This window comes from Streptomyces sp. NPDC005393, assembly GCF_040606675.1.
In the GTDB taxonomy this organism is placed as follows: domain Bacteria; phylum Actinomycetota; class Actinomycetes; order Streptomycetales; family Streptomycetaceae; genus Streptomyces.
The window spans coordinates 30727-51554 of the sequence record NZ_JBEXFG010000004.1 but is presented as its reverse complement, the minus strand read 5'-3'; the positions used below and the strand labels follow the sequence as shown (position 1 = coordinate 51554).

The window sequence follows — 20828 nt, the reverse complement described above, 5'->3', positions numbered from 1 at the left end:
ACAGGGGGCACCCCCGGCCGAAGGCTGGGGGAGGCTAAGGCGCCCCGGAGGCGAACCGAGCCCAAAAAAAGGGAGAGAACGCAGTGACCGCCAGCGTGCCCGTGCCACCGCCGCATGCCCACATTCCGGCCCCACTGGCCCCGACCGCCCCGGCCGTATCGCTCGTCATCCCCACCTTCAACGAGGCCGACAACATCGAGGCGCTGCTCGCCCGGATCACCGCCGCCGTCCCCGACGGCACCCCGTACGACGTGCTGTTCGTCGACGACTCCACCGACCGCACCCCCGAGGTGATCGCCGAAGCCGCCCGGCACTGCCCGGTCCCGGTCTCCGTCCACCACCGCGCCCGCGCCGACGGCGGCCTCGGCGGCGCGGTCGTCGAGGGCATCGCCCGCACCACCGCGCCCTGGATCGTCGTCATGGACGCCGATCTCCAGCACCCGCCCGAGCTGGTCCCCGAACTCGTCGCGGCGGGCGTACAGGCCGGGGCCGAGCTGGTCGTCGCCAGCCGGTACACGGCCGGGGGCAGCCGCCGGGGCCTGGCCGGCCGCTACCGGCAAGCGGTCTCCCGCACCTCCACCACCGTCGCCAAGGCCCTCTTCCCGCGCGCCCTGCGCGGCATCTCCGACCCCATGAGCGGCTTCTTCGCGATCCGCCGGGAGGCGGTTGCCCGTACGGCGGCACAGGGCGCCGGGCCGCGCCCCCTGGGCTACAAGATCCTGCTCGAACTGGCCGTGCGCTGCCGCCCCCGGGGGGTGAGCGAAGTCCCGTTCGACTTCGGCGAGCGCTACGCGGGCGAGTCGAAGTCCACCCTCCGCGAGGGCCTGCGCTTCCTGCGCCACCTGGCCTATCTGCGCGCCGGGGACGACGCCCGCCTCAGGCTCCTCCTCTTCGCCCTCATCGGCGCGTCCGGCTTCCTGCCCAACCTGGCCGTGCTGTGGCTGCTCACCGAGACGGCAGGCATGCACTATGTGCCCGCGGAGATCATCGCCAACCAGGCCGGGCTGCTGTGGAACTTCGCCCTCGTCGACACGCTGCTCCACCGCCGCCACCGCGCCGAGCGCCCACGCGGGGCGCGGCTCACCGGCTTCGCGCTGCTCGGCAACGCCGATCTGATCGCCCGCATCCCCTTGATGATGGTGCTCGTCTCCGCGTTCGGCCTGTCCGCGCTCCCCGCCACGGCCATCGGTCTCGTCGCGGGGTTCACCCTGCGCTTCCTGCTCGTGGACAAGCTGGTGTACCGGCGATGACCGGTTCCGACGTGCGAGGATGGCAATCCGCCTGACGCATGGCGTACCGCACATGACGAACGGGAGAGAGCCGACGTGCCTGGCACCAACCTCACGAGGGAGGAGGCGCAGCAGCGGGCGCGCCTCCTCACCGTGGACGCGTACGAAATCGATCTGGACCTGAGCGGCGCGCAGGAGGGTGGCACCTACCGCTCGGTGACCACGGTGCGCTTCGACGCCGCCGAGGCGGGCGCGGAGTCGTTCATCGACCTGGTGGCGCCCACCGTGCACGAGGTGGTGCTCAACGGCGACGCGCTCGACCCCGCCAAGGTCTTCAAGGACTCCCGGATCGCGCTGCCGGCCCTGCTGGCCGGGCGCAACGAGCTGCGGGTCGTCGCGGACTGCGCGTACACCAACACCGGTGAGGGGCTGCACCGCTTTGTCGATCCCGTGGACCAGCAGGCGTATCTCTACACCCAGTTCGAGGTGCCGGACGCGCGCCGGGTGTACGCCAGCTTCGAGCAGCCGGACCTGAAGGCCACCTTCCAGTTCACCGTGACGGCGCCCGAGGGCTGGACGGTGATCTCCAACTCGCCGACGCCGGAGCCCAAGGACAACGTCTGGCGCTTCGAGCCGACGCCGCGCCTGTCCACCTACGTCACGGCGCTCATCGTCGGCCCGTACCACAGCGTGCACAGCTCGTACGAGAAGGACGGCCGGTCGGTGCCGCTCGGCATCTACTGCCGTCCCTCGCTCGCCGAGTTCCTCGACTCGGACGCGATCTTCGAGGTGACGCGGCAGGGCTTCGAGTGGTTCGAGGAGAAGTTCGACTACGCGTACCCGTTCGCCAAGTACGACCAGCTCTTCGTGCCCGAGTTCAACGCCGGCGCGATGGAGAACGCGGGCGCGGTCACCATCCGCGACCAGTACGTCTTCCGCTCCAAGGTCACGGACGCGGCGTACGAGACGCGCGCCGATACCATCCTCCACGAGCTGGCCCATATGTGGTTCGGCGACCTGGTCACCATGGAGTGGTGGAACGACCTGTGGCTGAACGAGTCGTTCGCCACCTACACCTCCATCGCCTGCCAGGCCCACGCGCCGGGCAGCAAGTGGCCGCACGCGTGGACGACCTTCGCCAACTCCATGAAGACGTGGGCCTACCGGCAGGACCAGCTGCCGTCCACCCACCCGATCATGGCCGAGATCCACGACCTCGACGACGTCCTTGTCAACTTCGACGGGATCACGTACGCGAAGGGCGCGAGCGTGCTCAAGCAGCTCGTCGCCTACGTCGGCATGGACGAGTTCTTCCAGGGCGTCCAGGCGTACTTCAAGCGCCACGCGTACGGGAACACCCGGCTGTCCGATCTGCTCGGCGCGCTGGAGGAGACCAGCGGCCGCGATCTGAGGACCTGGTCGAAGAAGTGGCTGGAGACGGCCGGCATCAACATCCTGCGGCCCCGGATCGAGACGGACGACTCCGGCACCATCACCTCCTTCGCGGTACGCCAGGAGGCCCCCGCGCTGCCGCCCGGCGCCAAGGGCGAGCCGACGCTGCGCCCGCACCGCATCGCCATCGGCCTGTACGACCTCGACGCGACCGGCAAGCTGGTCCGCTCCGAGCGGATCGAGCTGGACGTGGACGGCGAGCTGACCGAGGTGCCGGAGCTGACCGGCAGGAAGCGCTCCGCCGTGATCCTGCTCAACGACGACGACCTCACCTACGCCAAGGTGCGGCTCGACCCGGAGTCGCTGGCCGTCGTCACCGAGCACCTCGGCGACTTCGAGGCGTCCCTGCCGCGCGCGCTGTGCTGGGCCTCGGCCTGGGACATGGTCCGCGACGGCGAGCTGCCCACCCGCGACTACCTCGCGCTGGTCCTGTCCGGCATCGCCAAGGAGTCGGACATCGGCGTCGTCCAGTCGCTGCACCGCCAGCTGAAGCTCGCCCTGGACCTGTACGCGGCGCCCGACTGGCGCGAGACGGGCCTGGCCGAGTGGACCGAGGCCGCGCTCGAACACCTGCGGGCGGCGGCCCCCGGCAGCGACCACCAGCTCGCCTGGGCGCGGGCGTTCATCGCCACCGCCCGTACGGACGACCAGCTCGCCCTGGTCTCCGGGCTGCTGGACGGCACCGAGACCATCGAGGGCCTGGCCATCGACACCGAGCTGCGCTGGGCGCTGCTGGAGCGGCTCGCGGCGACCGGCCGCGCCGACGAAGCGGCGATCACGGCGGAGCTGGAGCGCGACAAGACCTCCGCGGGCGAGCGCCACGCCGCCACGGCGCGCGCCGCGCGCCCGACGGAGGAGGCCAAGGCGAAGGCCTGGGCGTCGGTCGTCGAGGACGACAAGCTGCCGAACGCGGTGCAGGAGGCGGTCATCGGCGGCTTCGTCCAGACCGACCAGCGGGAGCTGCTGGCCCCCTACACGGAGAAGTACTTCGCCGCGGTGAAGGACGTCTGGGAAAGCCGCAGCCATGAGATGGCGCAGCAGATCGTGGTCGGCCTCTACCCGGCGCTCCAGGTCTCCCAGGACACGCTGGACGCCACCGACGCATGGCTCGCCTCCGCCGAGCCGCCGCCGGCCCTGCGGCGGCTGGTGACGGAGTCGCGGGCGGGCGTGGAGCGTGCGCTGAAGGCGCAGGCGGCGGACGCCGCCGCCGCAGGCTGACTCGGCGCGCGCCGCCGTGCGGGCCTGTGCGGCCCGCACGGCGGCGCGGGGCCCCACTCCCCGGTTGTGGCAATAATCGTTACGCGGGGCGGAACGGGTGGGCACAACCGGCCACCGGCCCCCACCCGGTAACCCGCCCCGGCCCACACCGAGGCGGCCCGCGCTGAACCGAGGTCTCATCGCCCCGTGCACCCCGGTGGCCCGCACCGGCCCCCACCCGGTAACCCGCCCCGGCCCACACCGAGGCGGCCCGCGCTGAACCGAGGTCTCATCGCCCGCTGCACCCCGGTGGCCCGCACCGGCCCCCACCCGGTAACCCGCCCCGGCCCACACCGAGGCGGCCCCCGCTGAACCGAGGTCTCATCGCCCCGTGCACCCCGGTGGCCCCCACCGGCCAGGCCGTCCACGGCCAAGGTTTCGTCGCCGGGTGCGGGCCGGTGGCCGTTTTGTGCCCACCCGTCCCGCCTCGCAGGACGATTGCCCATAAACCGACTGATCTGCCGCCGCGCGGCGAGGGGTCAGGGGCTTGCACCCGGTTTCGGGAAGGAGCGGGGTGGGGGATTGGCCCCGGGCCCGCACGCGGCGACGCCTCAGTGGGGGTGGGTCACGTGGGTCAGGAGGGCGCGGATTTTGGTCAGGCTCATACCGGCCTCGCCGTCGGGGTCATGTTCCGCGGCCTCCTCATAGTGCCGGGCCGCCGCCTCAAGGTCTCCGCGCCGCCGCGCGATACCGCCCGCCAGGCGGTGGGCGGTGCGGTGCCGGGGCGACTCCGCGAAGACCTCCGCCAGCGACTCGCCCGCCGCCTCGTCCCGGCCCAGCTCGACCAGGACCTCGGCCAGATCGAGGCGAGGGTCGGGCAGGTCCAGCCGGGCCATGCCGCCGTACTGGCGCAGGACCGGCGGACGCGCCTCCACCGCGCGGCGCAGCCGGCTCTCGGCCTCCTCGGGCCGCCCCAGCCCGCGCAGCGCCTTGGCGAGCCAGTACGGCGCCTCCATGTGGTCGCCGTCGCACGCCGCCCGCAGCAGCGGTTCGGCGTCCGCGTGGGCGCCGCGCCGGACCATGCTGCGCCCGGCCAGGAAGGCGGGCGGGGTCAGCCCGGCCCTGGCGGCGCGGATGTACCAGCGCTCGGCCTGCTGCGGATCGCCGCCGCGCTCCTCCGAGGTCCGGCCGAGCCACCACGCGGCGCGGCCGTGGCCGAGGTCCGCCGCCCGGTGGAACCAGACCTCGGCGGTGCGCTTGTCCCCGGCCTCGTCGTGGATGCGGCCGATGTCGTACGCGGCCCCGGCGTCGCCCTCGGCCGCCGCGGGCTCGTAGTACCGCACCATCCGTATCCCCTTGGCGCCGCCCACCTCGTACAGCATCCGGCCGAGGTCGAGCAGGGCGCGCGGGGTGCCCGCCTTGCGGTACCACGCGGCGGCCTCGGGGAGCCGGTAGAGCCGGTCGAGGGCGTCGGCGTAGTCGAACCAGGCGTCCGGGCCGCCCTCTTCCGCGCGGACCGCCAGCGCGGGGAGGCGCTCCCGCCACTCCTCGGGGGGCTGCCGGGCGGGGTCGGCGCGGATCGCCGCGATGTCCTCCAGCGCCGTGACGATCCGCTCCTCGCTCTCGTCGAACGGATCCGGGTCCTCCTCGTCGACGCCGGTGGCCCGCAGCCACCGCTCCGCCTCGTCCAGCCGCCGCTGGCGCTTGCACAGCATGCCGAGGTTGAAGCAGGCCCAGATGTGGCCGTCGTCGGCCTCGTCGGCCTTGCGGTACCACTCCTCAGCGGCCCGCAGCTCACCGCGCTCCTCCGACCAGACGCCCAGCACATACGCCGCACCGTCGTACCCCAGCGCATGGGCGCGCTCGGCGAGGGCGTGGGCCTCCTCCCAGCGGCTGTCGTCGCGCGCGACGAGGATGGCCTGGTCGACGAGCGCCTTGGCGCTGCCGATGGCCGCCGCCCTGGCGTAGAGCGCCTCGGCCTCGGCGACCATATGGGGGTAGGTGTCGAACATGCCCTTCCGGTCGGGGTCCAGAAGGTCCCGCAGCGCCTCGTACGCGGCCTCGGGGTCGCCGTCGGCCTCCGCCTCGGCGAGGGTCTCGCTCCAGTCGGCCAGGTCCGCCAGTATGGCCTCGATGACCTGGCGGGTGCGGGTGGCGACGCCGTCGCCCTCGGCGGACGCCTCGGCCAGCCGCTCCAGGGCGGTGTCCCACTCGCCCCGGGCGGCCAGCATCACGGCGCCGTTGGTCTTGCACTCGACGCTGCCGAGCGCGGCCCCGCGCCCGTACCACTCCTCGGCGCCGGCGGTGTCGCCGGACTCCTGCAGCAGCCGGGCGAGCCCGAAGGCGCAGCCGCCGTCGCGGTCGGCGGCGGTGCGGTACCACCGCTCGGCCTCGGGGGAGTCGCCGCGGTCCTTGTGGCAGATCGCGAGTGTGCGCGAGGCGTCCGCGTCGCCGGCGTCGGCGGCCCTGGCCCACCAGGGCAGGGCCTCGTCCAGCTGCCCCCGCCCGGTGAGGAGTTCGGCGTAGGCCCGGTACGCGCCCGGCGCACCGGCCGCCGCCGCGGCCTTCAACTCGGCCGCCACGGCCGCCTCGCCGGCCGCACCGGGCGTTTCACCGGGCGCCGCGCCGGACGTCCCCTGCGATGAATGTTCGACCATCACCCGATGGTGTCAGAGTGATCAACCTTGTTCGGCACGGGCCCTGCGGCGGGCCAGCAGCGCCTCGCGCCGCTCGTCGAACTTGGTGGCCTGGTCGTCCAGACCGCCCATGTACAGGCCAAGCTCCTCCTGCGCCTTGAGCCCGTCGGGGCCGAGGCCGCCGATCTCCAGGACCTTGAGGTAGCGGAGCACGGGCTGCAGCACGTCGTCGTGGTGGATACGGAGGTTGTATATGCCGCCGATCGCCATCTGGGCGGCGGCGCGCTCGAAGCCGGGCATGCCGTGGCCCGGCATGCGGAAGTTGACCACCACGTCACGGACAGCGCCCATGGTCTGGTCGGGTGCGAGCTCGAACGCCTTCCCGAGCAGGTTCCGGTAGAAGATCATGTGCAGGTTCTCGTCGGTCGCGATCCGGGCCAGCATCCGGTCGCAGACCGGGTCACCGGAGTGGTGGCCGGTGTTGCGGTGCGAGATGCGGGTGGCCAGCTCCTGGAAGGCGACGTACGCGACGGTGTGCAGCATGCTGTGCCGGTTGTCGGACTCGAACCCCTCCGACATGTGCTGCATCCGGAACCGCTCCAGCTCGACCGGGTCGACGGCCCGGGTGGTGAGCAGATAGTCCCGCATGACGATGCCGTGCCGCCCCTCCTCCGCCGTCCAGCGGTGCACCCAGGTGCCCCACGCGCCGTCGCGCCCGAACAGGGTGGCGATCTCGTGGTGGTAGCTGGGGAGGTTGTCCTCGGTGAGGAGGTTGACGACGAGCGCGATCCGGCCGACCTGGCTGACCTTGGACTGGTCGGGCGCCCATGCCTCGCCGCCCATGATCCCGTCGAAGTTCCGGCCGTCGCTCCATGGCACGTACTCGTGCGGCATCCATTCCTTGGCGACATTCAGATGCCGGTTGAGTTCGGTCTCGACGACCTCTTCGAGCGCGTACAGGAGCTGAGTGTCGCTCCACGCGGCCTGACCGGTGCGGCTTGAGGGGGCGAGGGTCACGGCGGGGCTCCTGGGGACGAGGGGTCGATCTTTACTTACGGCTCCGTAGGTTACGACAGCGTAGGTTAAAGCGAAAATAAATGTCCCGCGGCATTCGGGTGGCCCGCGGTGAACTCGCCGTGACGCGCTCGGACTTGGCGCGCAAGGGGTGTGTCGCAACGGCAAGGGCGCCCCCGGCCGGATGACCGGAGGCGCCCTTGCAGCGGCGTCTCAGCGCTTCGTCGAATGATCGCGACTCGTCGTCGGTCCGACTCCTCAGTCGGTCTGCTTACGGGACTTCCTGTCTCCCGCGATCACCAGACCCGCGATCACCAGGAAGAGGATGATCGGAGCGGCGACGTAGAGGCCCAGCGTCTCGGCCACGCTCAGGCCCGGACCCGGGTCGTCACCGTCGTCGCGGGTGAGCGCGAACGCGGGGGACGACATCAGCAGCATCACCGTCGTCGCGGCGATGACGGCACCGGCGCGCACGGCGTTCTTTTTGACCTTGTTGCTCACACACTCAAACTATCGGACGCCCCCGCGCCCCGCGTGCGCGGGGTGGCCCTAAGGGAGGCGGCACCAGGGGTGAGTCGGGCCACCTCGGCCATCAGCGCGTGCAGGCGCGGCGAGGCCACCAGCTCCTCCAACGAGACCGCGCGCCCCCGCGCGTCAGCGATGGGCAGCCGCCAGTTGGGGTACTCGTCCCACGTTCCCGGCAGATTCTGCGGCCGGCGGTCCCCCACCGCGTCCGGGAGCCAGACGCCGACCATCATGGCCGGGGTGCGCAGCAGAAAGCGGTGGACGGCCTTGATCGCGGCCTCCTCGTCGCCCGGCCCCTCCGGCAGCAGGCCCAGCCGTCCCAGCAGCGCCAGCCACTCGGCGACCTCGACCGCCTCCGCGGCCCGCTCCTCCGCCGGCGGGCGGGTGAGGAGCCCCAGACGGTGCCGGAGCTCGATGTGGTCGCCGGTGAGGCGGGCGGCCGTGCTCGGCAGGTCGTGGGTCGTGGCGGTGGCCAGGCAGCCGGCCCGCCACTCCTCGGGCGCGAGCGGCCGGGCTCGCCCCGGACGGCCGGCCCCGCCGTCGTAGTCTCGCTCGAACCACATCACGGACGTCCCCAGCACTCCCCGCGCCGCCAGCTCCTCCCGCACCCCCGGTTCGACCGTCCCCAGGTCCTCCCCTATGACGACCGCCCCCGCCCGGTGCGCCTCCAGCGCGAGCACGCCGAGCATCGCCTCCGCGTCGTAGCGGACGTAACAGCCCTCGGTCGGCTCGCGGCCCTCCGGGACCCACCACAGCCGGAACAGGCCCATCACATGGTCGATACGGAGCGCGCCCGCATGCCTCAGGAGGCCACGCAGCAGATCGCGGTACGGGGCGTAGCCGGTGGCCGCGAGGGCGTCGGGGCGCCAGGGCGGCAGGCCCCAGTCCTGGCCGCGGGAGTTGAAGGCGTCCGGCGGCGCGCCGATGGACATCCCGGACGCGAAGACGTCCTGCAGCGCCCATGCGTCCGCGCCCGAGGGATGCACCCCGACGGCCAGATCGTGCACCAGGCCGATGTCCATGCCCGCGTCGCGCGCCGCGCGCTGGGCGGCGGCGAGCTGGACGTCGGTCAGCCAGGCGAGCCAGCAGTGGAAGTCGACCCGGTCCAGATGCTCCCCGCGCGCGCGGTCGGTGCCCGCCGAGCGCGGGTCGGCCAGTTGGTCGGGCCAGGTACGCCACTCGGGACCGTGGGCCTCGGCGAGCGCGCACCACAGGGCGTGGTCCTCCAGGGCCTGGCCCCGTTCGGCGAGGAAGTCGCAGTAGGCGGCGCGCCGGCCGGGGCTGAGCGGCACGGTGCGCACCAGCTCCAGGGCCTCGCTCTTGAGGGCCCACACCGCGTGCCGGTCGATGAGCGCGCCGTCCCGTAATACCGACGTACGCAAGCCGGCCGCGGCCTCCAGCAGCTGGTCGACGCGCTCGCGGGCGGCGCCGCGCAGGTGGGCGTATTCGGGCACGTCCTCGACCCGCAGATGGACGGGGTCGGGGAAGCGGCGCGAGGAGGGGCGGTAGGGCGAGGGGTCGGTGGGTGCGGCCGGGGTGCCGGGCACCGCCGCGTGCAACGGGTTGAGCTGGACGAATCCGGCGCCGAGCGCCCGCCCCGACCAGGCGGCGAGGTCGGCCAGGTCGCCGAGGTCGCCCATGCCCCAGGAGCGGGCGGAGAGCAGGGAGTAGAGCTGGACGAGAAAGCCGTGGCTGCGGACCGGGGGTAACGGCATCCGGTGGGGGGCGACGATCAGGGGCGCGGTGGCGTGACGGCCGTCGGGGGCCTGGGCGATCAGGGTGTGGGCCCCGGGCGGCAGCCCGGCGGGCCCGTCAGCGGCCTCCTCAAGGCCGACCGCGGCGTCCTTGAGGAGGCCATCGGCCATCGGGCGGTCAGCCGCTGACACGCCGACGGCCGGGCCGTCCCCGGCCGCCGGCCCCCACGCGCACGGTGCGCCGCCCTCGGTGCGCACGCGCAGCTCCGTGCCCTCGGGCAGGCTCAGCCGCGGCGCAGCGCCGGGGCGCACCACCACGCAGGGAGGCAGCAGCCGGTCGCGCTGCCGGCGATCGTGCCGGTCCAGCGCTTCGCGTACGGATCGGGGGGTCGAGCCGTCCACGCCGAGCGCGGCGAGTACGGCGACAACAGTGTCCTCGGGCACCCGGACGGTGCGGCCCGGGGCGGGCTCGTAGGAGGTGGCGACACCGTGCAGCTCGGCGAGCCGCGCTCTGCCCATCAGATCTCCATCGGCTCCAAGCCGGCTCCCGCGCCGGTCCCGGCGGCGGTCGGCTCACTCGTCAGGGGAAGCTCGGTGGCGAGCGGGGGCTCGCTGGTCAGGGGAACGTTGTCGGCGAGCGGGGGCTCGCTGGTGAGGGGCGCCTCGGTGGTGCCGCCGGACCCGAAGCCGTCCAGGCCGCACAGTCCGCAGTCGGGGTCGGAGACCCCGGCGAACGGATCCGGTTCGCTGGATGCCTCGGGCACGGGTTTGGACAGGGCGGAGAGCAGAAGCTGAGCTGACGCGGCCACACGGACCTCCGTGGGGTGTCGGCAGTGGGTCAATGTCGAGCCCTACCCACTCGGGGCGGTCGCAGACGTAAACGACCCCCCGACGTGCCGTACGTCACACCCCGCCGGAGCGGGCGATTTCACGGCAGCGAGGGAGCGGGGACACAGAGTTTACGAACAGGAGCACCCTCCATCCGTCAGACTTGCGGGAGCGCGCCGCACACCGCCCCGGCTCGCCCGACTGGTGTCACACGCGGCAATGCCGACAGTTCGGTCACTCGCGTTGACACCCTCACCGGGTGGTGGTGGGCTCAACGCCTATCGGCGACATATCCGACGGGGACCGACTATCTGGATCGAGGAGAGGCCCGTGCAGTTCGGGGGGAAGAGGCCGAGGGCAGCGGGCGCGACGGCGATGGCGGCCGCCGTGATCGGCGGTCTGCTCGGCTGCGCTCCGGCGGCCGCCGCCGCGCCCGTGGACCACGGCACGTCCGGCACCTCCGCACCGGAGCGCGACAGCGGGGCCGGTGTGCCGCCCGTATGGCCGCGCCCGCAGTCACTGCGCGCCCAGGGCGCGGACGTCTCCGTCGGGGACGAGGCCACCCTGATAGCCGACGGCGACGTCGATCCGTACGCGCTGGACGCGCTGCGCGCCCTGCTGCACGACGCGGGGGTGCGCACCGTCAATGAGGCCACTCCGGGGGGCAAACACCCGGCGCGCGGGCTGGTGGTGCACGCCGACGGCCAAGGCGCGCGGAGCGCACTGCGCGCCCTGCGCGCGCCCAAGCGCGGTGACCTCCCGTCCGGCGGCTACCGCCTCGCCACGGGCTCGGTGGACGGGCAGCCCACGGTCGCCCTCTCCGGTGTCGGCCCCGACGGCCTCTTCCACGCCGTCCAGACCCTGCGCCAGCTGCTCGTCAAGCGGGAGGGCCGGGGCTCCGCCTTCGCCGGGGTGACCGTCCGCGACTGGCCCGGGACGGCCGTCCGCGGCACCACCGAGGGCTTCTACGGCTCCCCGTGGTCGCAGCGGGACCGGCTCGCCCAGCTCGACTTCATGGGCCGCACCAAGCAGAACCGCTATCTCTACGCGCCCGGCGACGACCCCTACCGGCAGTCCCGCTGGCGCGACCCGTACTCCGCCGCGCAGCGCGAGGAGTTCCGCGAGCTCGCGGCCGCCGCCCGCCGCAACCACGTCACCCTCGGCTGGGCGGTCTCCCCCGGCCAGCAGATGTGCTTCTCCTCCGACGCCGACCTCAAGGCGCTCATGCGCAAGGTCGACGCCATGTGGGCGCTCGGGGTGCGCTCCGTCCAACTGCAGTTCCAGGACGTCAGCTACAGCGAGTGGCACTGCGGCAAGGACGCCGACGCCTTCGGCTCCGGGCCCGAGGCGGCCGCGAGCGCCCAGGCCGAGGTGGCCAACGCGCTCGCCCGGCATCTGGCCCACCGCCACCCCGGGTCGGTGCCGCTGTCCCTGATGCCGACCGAGTACTACCAGGACGGCCACACCGAGTTCCGGCGCGCGCTCGCCGCCGCTCTCGACGACCGGGTGGAGGTCGCCTGGACCGGCGTCGGGGTCGTGCCCCGGACGATCAGGGGCGGCGAACTGGCGGGCGCCCGGTCGGCGTTCGGCCACCGGCTGGTCACCATGGACAACTACCCGGTCAACGACTGGGCGCAGGACCGCATCTTCCTCGGCCCGTACACCGGCCGCGACCCGGCCGTGGCCACGCAGTCCGCGGCGCTGCTCGCCAACGCCATGGAGCAGCCGACCGCCTCCCGGATCCCGCTGTTCACCGCCGCCGACTTCGCCTGGAACCCGCACGGCTACCGCCCCCAGGAGTCCTGGCAGGCGGCCATCGACGATCTCGCCGGGCCGGACGCGGGGACCCGCGCCGCCCTGCGCGCCCTCGCCGGGAACGACGCGTCCTCGGTGCTCGGCGGCGACGAGTCCGCGTATCTGCGCCCGCTCATCGACGCCTTCTGGACGGCGCTCGGCGGTACGGACGTGGGCCGGCTGGAGCGGTCGGCGGACCGGCTGCGCGCGGCCTTCCGTACGATGCGCGACGCCCCCGAGCGGCTGTCGGGCACGCTGGGTGCCGACGTACGGCCCTGGCTCGACCAGCTGGGGCGGTACGGCGACGCGGGCGTACGCGCCGTGGACATGCTCACCGCCCAGGCGCGCGGCGACGGCGCGGCGGCGTGGAAGGCCCGGCTCGCGGTGGAGGCGCTGCGCGAGAAGACCGCGGACAGCCGGGTGACGGTGGGCAAGGGCGTCCTCGCCCCCTTCCTGACCAAGGCCCTGGACCAGGCGGACGTCTGGGCGGGCGTGGACCGCGCCGGGAAGCAGGGGCTGCGGACCGCCAAGGACGACCGCCCAGCGGCCGACGGCAAGGTGACGACGCAGGTGGCCTCCCCCGGCCGCCCGGTCACGGTGCGCTTCGGCCGCACCCGCCCGCTGTCCTCCGTCTCCGCGCTCACCGCGCGGGTCCCCGGGGCCTCCTCACCGGGCACGGTCGAGGCGCATGTCCCGGGCGAGGGCTGGCGCAGGCTCGGCGCGGTGTCCGGCAGCGGCTTCACCCAGGTCACGGGGGAGTCCGGGGACAAGGACATACCGGCGGACGCGATCCGGCTCAGCTGGGCGGCGGGTGCCACTCCCCCGGCCGTGCACGAGATCACCCCCTGGTTCGCCGACACCCCGGACGCCGAGCTCACGCTGTCCCACAAGACGGCGGACGCGGAGATCGGCGGACGCGCCACCGTGGTCGAGGCCGAGCTCACCTCCCAGCGCCCCGGCGATGTGAACGGCGACCTTACGGTCGACGCGCCGCACGGCATCACCGTCCGGGCCCCGGACGGGGTGACGGCCCCGCGCGGCGGCACGGCGACCGCCCGGCTGGAGGTCTCGGTGGCCCCCGGCACCAAGGCGGGCACGTACACCGTCCCGGTCCGCTTCGGATCGCAGGAGCGCGAGCTGACCGTACGGGCCTTCCCGCGCACCGGCGGCCCCGATCTGGCCCGTGCGCAGGGCACCAAGGCGACGTCGTCCGGCGATGAGACCGCCGACTTCCCGGCGTCCGCCGCCATCGACGGGAAGGCGGACACCCGCTGGTCCTCCCCGGCCGAGGACGGCGCCTGGCTCCAGCTGGAGCTGGCCCGGCCGACCCGGGTCGGCCGGCTGGAGCTGCGCTGGCAGGACGCCCATGCCTCCCGCTACCGGATCCAGGTCTCCGAGGACGGCCGCAACTGGCGTACGGCGGCGACCGTCGGCAACGGCAAGGGCGGCCGGGAGGCGGTCGGCATGGACGCCCCGGACACCCGCTTCATCCGTATCCAGGGCGTCGAGCGCGCCACCCGCTTCGGCTGCTCCCTCTGGTCGGTCGCCGCCTACGCGGTGGCTGATTCTTAGGGGGCTCGGTTCGCCTCCGGGGCGCCGAGCACGCGGGCCCCTCGGACTCCTCATCGCTGTGCGGTCCGCGAAGGGGCGCACCGCGGTCGACCTCACCTCGGTGCTCCGGCTGGGGGCACCTCCCAGCGGTAGCCGGGGGCGAGCCGAAGGGGCGCGCCGCTGTCGAAAGGGAGAGCGCGCGCAGGCCCCTCGGGCTCCCATCGATATGCGGCTACCGCCGCGCGAGTGGCCGGGCACGGTCGACCGTCGACCGTGGGTCCCCCCGGCCGAAGGCTGGGGGGCTGAAGCGCCCCGGAGGCGAACCGAGCCCAAAAAGGGGGAAAGGCCCGGACCTCAGGCAGATTTGCCGTCGATCCGGGCCATGGCATCGTCCGCGCCGTATGCCTGCAGGTATGGCAGCCAGCGCGGGTCCCTATGCCCCGTGCCGATGATCCGCCACGCGAGCCCCGATGGCGGCGCGGGTTGATGACGCAGCCGCCAGCCGATCTCGGCGACATGGCGGTCTGCCTTGACGTGGTTGCAGCGCCGGCACGCGGCGACCACGTTCTCCCAGATGTGCTGCCCGCCACGGCTGCGCGGGATGACGTGATCGACGCTGGTTGCGACGCCACCGCAGTACGCGCATCTGCCGCCGTCACGGGCGAACAGGGCACGGCGGGTGAGCGGAACGGGGCCACGAAAGGGCACCCGCACAAAGCGCTTCAGCCTCACGACGCTGGGAGCGGGGATGGCGCGGGTCGCACTGTGCATCAGGGCGCCTGAGTCCTCAAGACTGATGGCCTTGTCGTTGAGGACGAGAATGAGCGCGCGGCGGAGCGGTACGACGCCGAGCGGCTCGTACGACGCGTTGAGGACCAGGACATGCGGCACGGATGCCTCCTTGTACGCCGGCGGCACGTGGCTCGCGCCGGGACGATCTCCCCCAGTTTCCCCTGAACCCTGGCCGGAACGCCACTATCACCGGGTTAACGGTTGAGAGGCATTTCCGCGTACCTCACGTATACCGTCCGCACACCATGCGCACACCGGCCGTGTGACCACCGACCCGACCGGGCTCCCGACCCCTCACCGGCCCACCGCGCGGGCGGCCCACGACGGCCTCGGAGTGGCAAGAATCACGGCTCTCGGCGACCCGTACCGGAGCGCGGGACCCGGGACGCGGCGGAAAGCGGGAGCTGAGGCCGCTCCGCCCGCTTATATGCGCCCCCTGGGAGCGCTCGCGCGCTCTCGAACACAGGAACGGGACATTCCCGCGCCCGGCTACTGTGTGAGAGGTTGCGCGCGCGGGCGATCCGTGCGGGCATGTCGCACACGAAGGGTTTCTGCTGTGTTCTGGTCCGCTGCTCTGGCCGCTGACTCGACGCCTCGTCCCACGACTCGTCTCGACGACGCGCAGAAAAGCGCCACCAATGCCGCGGGCTGGGTGGAGGAGAACTGGTCCACCTGGCTCAGCATCGGGCTGCGCATCACCCTGATCCTGATCATCGCGTTCGTGCTGCGGTCCGCCATACGGCGGGCGATCACCAAGCTGATAGAGCGGATGAACCGGACGGCCCAGGCCGTGGACGGCACGGCGCTCGGCGGTCTGCTGGTCAATGTGGAGCGGCGGCGGCAGCGGTCCGCGGCGATCGGCTCGGTGCTGCGCTCCGTCGCCTCGTTCCTGATCATGGGGACGGCCGGGCTGATGATCCTCTCGGCCCTGGAGATCAATCTGGCGCCGCTGCTCGCCAGCGCCGGGGTCGCGGGTGTGGCCATCGGTTTCGGCGCCCGCAACCTGGTCACCGACTTCCTCTCCGGCGTCTTCATGATCCTGGAGGACCAGTACGGGGTCGGCGACACGATCGACGCCGGGGTCGCCTCCGGCGAGGTGATCGAGGTCGGGCTGCGCGTCACCAAGCTGCGCGGGGACAACGGCGAGATCTGGTACGTCCGCAACGGCGAGGTCAAGCGGATCGGCAACCTCAGCCAGGGCTGGGCGACCGCGGGCATCGACGTCCAGATCCGGGCCGACGAGGATCTCGACCAGGTCCGCTCCGTCATCACGCAGGTCGGCGTGGACATGGCCAAGGACGAGCCGTGGAACGAGCGGCTGTGGGAGCCGATCGAGGTCCTGGGGCTCAACGCGGTCTATCTGGACTCGATGATCGTCCGGGTCTCGGCGCGGACCATGCCGGGCAAGGCGCTGAGCGTCGAGCGCGAGCTGCGCTGGCGGATCAAGAAGGCGCTGGAGGAGGCGGGTATTCACCTCGTCGGCCGTCCCACGGAGCCGGATCTGCAGACCGAGGACCCCGCGGGCGCGGCGGCGGCCAACGTGTCCGCGCCCTCGGTGCTGGCCAACCCCGACTCCCCGCAGACCGCGGCGGCGAGCCCGCTCGCTCCGGCATCGGTGCCGCCGCCCGCCCAGAAGTGACGAGGCTCCCGCCCGGGAGGGGCGGGAGCCGGCGGGGCCGCGTCAGCGGCGGTGGTGCCGGTCGAACGACGTCAGATAGCCGGCCGCGGGGGTGCCCACGCCGGTCACGTCGTCGTAGCCCACGACCGCGCTGAGCGAGCTGTCCCGCCCGAGGCTGCGCAGCGAGGTCACGAGACCGTCGCCGGCGTCATGGGTGTTGATGTAGTCGACCCGGACCACGCCGAGCGAGACCCCGGCGCCCAGCGGATGGTCGGTCACGTCGTGGTACGAGGAGGTGCCGTACCGGTCGTACAGCGAGGGATTGGCGAAGCCGATCGGCTGGCCGCCACGCGCCTGCTGGGCCAGTGCCTGGACACCCGCGATCACCGGCGCGGCCAGCGAGGTGCCGCCGATGCGGTACTCGCTGTACTGGAGCGAGCCGTCGGGGAAGGCCTGCGTCTGCCCCACCAGGAATCCGGTGTTGGGGTCGGCCACGGCCGCGATGTCCGGGGTCACGCGCTGCTTGGTGGTCCCGCCGTTCGCCAGGGCGAGCGAGTCCGGCACGACGCCGCGCTGGTAGAAGGGGAGCGCGACGGTCTTGCTGGTGCCGCCTCCGGCGCCAGAGGTGTACGCGCCGGGCAGTGAGCCCCAGCTGGTGCCGTCGGCGGAGAGGACGGTCTTGGTGGTGCCCCAGCCGGTCTCCCACTGGTAGGTCTCGCCCTTGCCGACGGCCAGTGAGGTGCCGCCGACCGCCGTCACCCACGCCGAGTTGGCCGGGGTGTCGACCTGCTTGGTGCCGGTGGAGGCGACGTTGTCGCCGCTGTCGCCGGAGGAGAAGTAGAAGCCGATGCCCTCGACCGCGCCCTGCTGGAAGATCTGGTCGTAGGCGGCGGCCACGTCCGGCGTCTCATTGGCCTCCACATCGCCCCAGGAGTTGGAGACGATGTCGGCCAGCCGGTTGTCGACGACCTTGGCGAGCGAGTCGAGCAGATCGTCGTCCGTGCAGGACGCGCCGCCGACATAGACGATGTCGGACGCGGGGGCCACCGCGTGCACGGCCTCGACGTCGAGGGTCTCCTCGCCGTACCAGCCGCTCGCGTCGCACTCCTCGGTGTACCGGTAGTCGGCCGGCAGCACCTGGGTCAGCTGGCCCTTGGCGTAGCCCGGGTCGCCGTTGCGCTTGGCGTACCGCGCGGCGTCGGCGGCGATGGTCGGCGAGGCGAAGGCGTCGGTGATGGCGACGGTGACGCCCTTACCGGTGTTACGGCTCTTGGCCCCGTAGGCGGCGCGCAGCTGCTTCCCGGTGTACCCCTTGATGGCGTACGGCTGCTTGGCGCCGTACGCCGAGGGCAGACTCCTGTTGGTCCTGGAACCGTAGTAGCTGGAGAACGGCCCGGCGTTCTTGAAGACCGCTCCGGGAGGAGGGAGGGTCTCATCGTGCTTGGCCCTCTTGGGCGCGTTGTCGAGGCCGACGACGGTCAGCACGGCGCCGTTCAGCGAGGCGGGTACGGTGGCCGCCTTCGACGGCGCCCGGTAGACCTTGCCGCCCTTGCGGTAGTTGTGCAGCTGGGTGCCGAACGCCTTCTCCGCGGCGGCGACTTCGCCGGACACCGTCACATAGTGCTGATGGTGGCCGGTGACCGTGAGCCCGGCGCCCTTCAGCCACGCGGTGACGGCGGCGGTCTGCTGCCGCGTCGGCCCGAAGCGGGCCTGGGTCTGCCGGGCCGTCAGATACTTGCCGTAACTCGGCGAGGAGGGATCGGCCACCGCCTTCGCGTAGTCGGCCAGCCCCTTGGCGTCCCGCCCGGCGAGATAGACGCGCGCGGTGACCTTATTGCCGTCGGCGGTGGAGCCCTGGTCCGAAGTCACCGTCGCCCAGGCGGGCTTGGTGCCGCTCAGGGTGTCCCGGTCGTGCGGTGCGGAGTCGGCCTGGGCGGCGGGTATGCCCAGGGTGAGCGCACCGGCGGCCAACGGCATTGCTGTCGCCATGACCAGAGCCATGCGCTTTCTGAAAGAGGAAGATCTCACCTAACCCCCAGCGATACGAGTGGTCGCGTTGCGGCGGGCGCCGACGATCACGGACACACCGCCGAGGGTCACTCTCGCGGTGACTTGTCCATGCCAGGTTCATGTCCACGCCAAGAAGCCGCCAAGGAAAGGCCACCGAAGGGCAATGAACGCTCGTCCCCCGCCCCGAGCGCCCCACTTCGCCCCGGGGTCGGAGCGGGCGATGCGCTGCACCGGGGGTGCTCGGTCAGGCGCGGCTTCCGTCTCGCGCCTTCGGCGCATGGAGCATGGGGCCGGCAGGGGGCGAGCTGCGGTCGCGTCGCCGCGGGACGGCCAGTGGGACCGACCGCCGGACAGGGCCCGGCGGGGCGGAGTTCCCGGCCGTTGCCGTCCGGCGGGCCGACGGGCGGCCGGTCGCCTCGCGGTACGGCAGGCGTCGCGGCGGAGCGCGGCGTGCGCGCCTTCGGCGCCTGTGCATTGAGGGGAGGGCAGGGGCGGGAGCGCACGATTGCCCGCCGCTCGGCGGTGGCCGAACCTTGAACGTCTAGGCGGCGCTGTGTTGACGGCCCGGGGTTCGGCGTCCGCGAGCGTGACCTGACACGGTCACCCCGCCGCTCTCGGGCACCCCTCCAAAGAAATCGCTTGATATAGCGCAAGCGTTTAATCAAGCGATTACCCAGGATGTACCTGGTCCGGCGCCACAGGCGGCCCAACGCACGGTGTCGGTCCGAACACCCGCTCCGCTGACCCGTATCCGCCCGTGCGCCCAGCGGGCGCCGGCCGACGACGCGACCGGTCCCGCCCCCTACCTGCTCGATGCTCGGGCGCCGAAGGCGCGAGTCAATGCCCGCACCGGCCGACCTGAACACCGCCCCACCGGGGCTCAGGCGTGGTGACCGGCCTTCACGTCGCGGATAAAGGCGGCCCACGCCTGAGCAGGGAAGATCAGTACCGCACCTGCCGGGTCCTTACTGTCACGTACGGGCAAGACTCCGGGCTCGGTGAGCGCTACGTCCATCGCCGACACCCGCGGAAGGCTCAGCAGCAAGTGCGGTCCGAACATACCCGCGTGCGCCCCACGCGAGAACGGAAGAACCTGCGCGGTCACGTTCGGAAGATCCGCCATGTCCACAAGGTGTTCGAGCTGCGCCCGCATCACGGGGAGCACGCACCCATTGACGCCGACCCGCGCCGCCTCTACCTTCGTGATCATCAATAGGAAAGTTTCTTAACAGAGTGAGACGGGGGCACCCCCATGGCCGCACGACCCGGCAGCACACCCGGGACCCCCCGTGTCCTCCGCGCCATGAACGACCGCGCCGCGCTGGAGCTGCTCGCCGCGCACGGGCCGCTCGCCCGGACCCGGCTCGGGGAGCTGACCGGGCTGTCCAAGCCCACCGCGTCGCAGCTGCTGGCCCGGCTGGAGGCCGCCGGTCTGGTGCGTACGACGGGGAATGTGACCGGACGGCCGGGGCCCAACGCCCAGCTGTACGAGATCAATCCGGCCGCCGCCCATGTCGCCGCGCTCGCCGTCGACCAGGAGGGCATCACCGCCGCGGTCGCCGACATCACCGGTCAGGTGGTCGGCGAGCACCGGGTGACCGCCCCGGCGACCGACGAGACCGTCAGCACCCGGACCGCCGAGCTGGTCGCCGAGGCCGTGGACGGGGCGCTGGCCGCGGCCGGGCTCGGCCGGGGCGATCTGCACGGGACCGTGATCGGCACGCCCGGCGCCCTCGACCCGCGCACCGGCACCCTGCGCTACGCACCGCATCTGCCCGGCTGGCAGTCCCGCACTCTGCGGGACGATCTGGCCGAGGTGCTGCACACCCCGATCGTCATCGAGAACGACGTCAACCTCGCCGCCGTCGCCGAACAGCACCACGGCACCGCGCAGGACTTCGACGACTTCGCGCTGGTCTGGGCAGACAAGGGGGTCGGCGCGGCCATCGTGCTCGGCGGCACGCTGCTGCGGGGGGCCACCGGAGGGGCCGGGGAGATCGGCTATATGCCGCTGCCGGGGGCGCCGCTCGCCCGGGGCGGTCCGGACGCCGCCGCGCGGCCGGACGGGGGCGGCGGGTTCCAGAAGCTGGTCGGCTCCCCCGCCGTCGTGGAGCTGGCCCGCGACCACGGCATCGAGGCCCCCACGGCCACCAAGGCCCTGGCCGCCGCGGCGCGCACGCCCGGCGCGGGCGATGAGGTGCTGACCGAACTGGCCCGCCGGCTCGCCACCGGGCTGGCCTCCGTGGTCGCGGTGGTCGACCCGGAGCTGGTGGTCCTTTCGGGTGAGGTCGCGCAGGCCGGTGGGGAGCGGCTGCGCGAACTGGTCGAGGCCGAGATGACCGGGCTGGCGCTGCCCCAGCCGCAGTTGCGGCTCAGCGCTGTCGAGGGGGATCCGATTCTCCTCGGCGCGCTGCGCAAGGCGCTCGCCGATGCCCGTCACACCGTTTTCGACACCGCATGATTCTCACCTGATTCTGGCCTGATTCCG

At 72.8% G+C, this 20828-nt stretch carries 13 protein-coding genes; 5 read left to right on the top strand and 8 right to left on the bottom strand.

What is annotated here, in order from left to right; translation table 11 throughout:
* Positions 1 to 95: 95 nt before the first annotated feature.
* Both ABZS71_RS06115 and pepN read left to right on the top strand, forming a co-directional pair.
* Complete coding sequence (locus tag ABZS71_RS06115) at positions 96 to 1250, top strand: glycosyltransferase family 2 protein (RefSeq protein ID WP_355848383.1); 1155 nt, start codon at positions 96 to 98, stop codon at positions 1248 to 1250.
* A gap of 75 nt (positions 1251 to 1325) precedes the next feature.
* On the top strand, positions 1326 to 3899 hold the full coding sequence (gene pepN, locus ABZS71_RS06110) for an aminopeptidase N (RefSeq protein ID WP_356207931.1): 2574 nt from the start codon (positions 1326 to 1328) through the stop codon (positions 3897 to 3899).
* 590 nt (positions 3900 to 4489) lie between these two features.
* Here the strand turns inward: pepN and ABZS71_RS06105 are convergent.
* From ABZS71_RS06105 to ABZS71_RS06085, 5 genes are all read right to left on the bottom strand, one after another.
* Positions 4490 to 6535 (bottom strand): tetratricopeptide repeat protein, encoded by a 2046-nt coding sequence (locus ABZS71_RS06105; protein WP_356207930.1) that lies wholly within the window; start codon positions 6533 to 6535, stop codon positions 4490 to 4492.
* 21 nt (positions 6536 to 6556) lie between these two features.
* On the bottom strand, positions 6557 to 7531 hold the full coding sequence (locus ABZS71_RS06100; protein ID WP_356207928.1) for an acyl-ACP desaturase: 975 nt from the start codon (positions 7529 to 7531) through the stop codon (positions 6557 to 6559).
* 255 nt (positions 7532 to 7786) lie between these two features.
* On the bottom strand, positions 7787 to 8029 hold the full coding sequence (locus ABZS71_RS06095; protein WP_355854848.1) for a hypothetical protein: 243 nt from the start codon (positions 8027 to 8029) through the stop codon (positions 7787 to 7789).
* On the bottom strand, positions 8026 to 10266 hold the full coding sequence (malQ, locus tag ABZS71_RS06090) for a 4-alpha-glucanotransferase (protein ID WP_356207927.1): 2241 nt from the start codon (positions 10264 to 10266) through the stop codon (positions 8026 to 8028). The genes ABZS71_RS06095 and malQ overlap by 4 nt, the downstream gene beginning before the upstream one ends.
* Entirely contained in the window at positions 10266 to 10556 is a 291-nt protein-coding gene (locus ABZS71_RS06085; RefSeq protein WP_355854842.1) for a hypothetical protein, read from the bottom strand. Before ABZS71_RS06085 ends, malQ begins: the two co-directional genes overlap by 1 nt.
* Before the next feature lie 394 nt (positions 10557 to 10950).
* Between ABZS71_RS06085 and ABZS71_RS06080 the strand changes: the two genes are divergently transcribed.
* Positions 10951 to 13941 (top strand): beta-N-acetylglucosaminidase domain-containing protein, encoded by a 2991-nt coding sequence (locus ABZS71_RS06080; RefSeq protein ID WP_356208147.1) that lies wholly within the window; start codon positions 10951 to 10953, stop codon positions 13939 to 13941.
* 333 nt (positions 13942 to 14274) lie between these two features.
* Here the strand turns inward: ABZS71_RS06080 and ABZS71_RS06075 are convergent, their stop codons facing one another.
* Positions 14275 to 14811, bottom strand: coding sequence for an HNH endonuclease (locus ABZS71_RS06075; RefSeq protein ID WP_355854839.1), 537 nt, complete (start codon positions 14809 to 14811; stop codon positions 14275 to 14277).
* 457 nt (positions 14812 to 15268) lie between these two features.
* Here ABZS71_RS06075 and ABZS71_RS06070 point away from each other — a divergent pair, with 457 nt between their 5' ends.
* Complete coding sequence (locus ABZS71_RS06070; protein ID WP_356207926.1) at positions 15269 to 16351, top strand: mechanosensitive ion channel family protein; 1083 nt, start codon at positions 15269 to 15271, stop codon at positions 16349 to 16351.
* A gap of 42 nt (positions 16352 to 16393) precedes the next feature.
* Here ABZS71_RS06070 and ABZS71_RS06065 read toward each other — a convergent pair whose 3' ends face one another.
* Complete coding sequence (locus ABZS71_RS06065; RefSeq protein WP_356207925.1) at positions 16394 to 18319, bottom strand: S53 family peptidase; 1926 nt, start codon at positions 18317 to 18319, stop codon at positions 16394 to 16396.
* A 901-nt stretch (positions 18320 to 19220) separates the two neighbouring features.
* The gene (locus ABZS71_RS06060; RefSeq protein WP_356207924.1) at positions 19221 to 19550 is read right to left on the bottom strand and encodes a Scr1 family TA system antitoxin-like transcriptional regulator; all 330 of its coding nucleotides are present in this window, start codon (positions 19548 to 19550) and stop codon (positions 19221 to 19223) included.
* A gap of 93 nt (positions 19551 to 19643) precedes the next feature.
* Here ABZS71_RS06060 and ABZS71_RS06055 point away from each other — a divergent pair, with 93 nt between their 5' ends.
* Complete coding sequence (locus ABZS71_RS06055) at positions 19644 to 20801, top strand: ROK family transcriptional regulator (RefSeq protein WP_356207922.1); 1158 nt, start codon at positions 19644 to 19646, stop codon at positions 20799 to 20801.
* Positions 20802 to 20828: the final 27 nt, after the last annotated feature.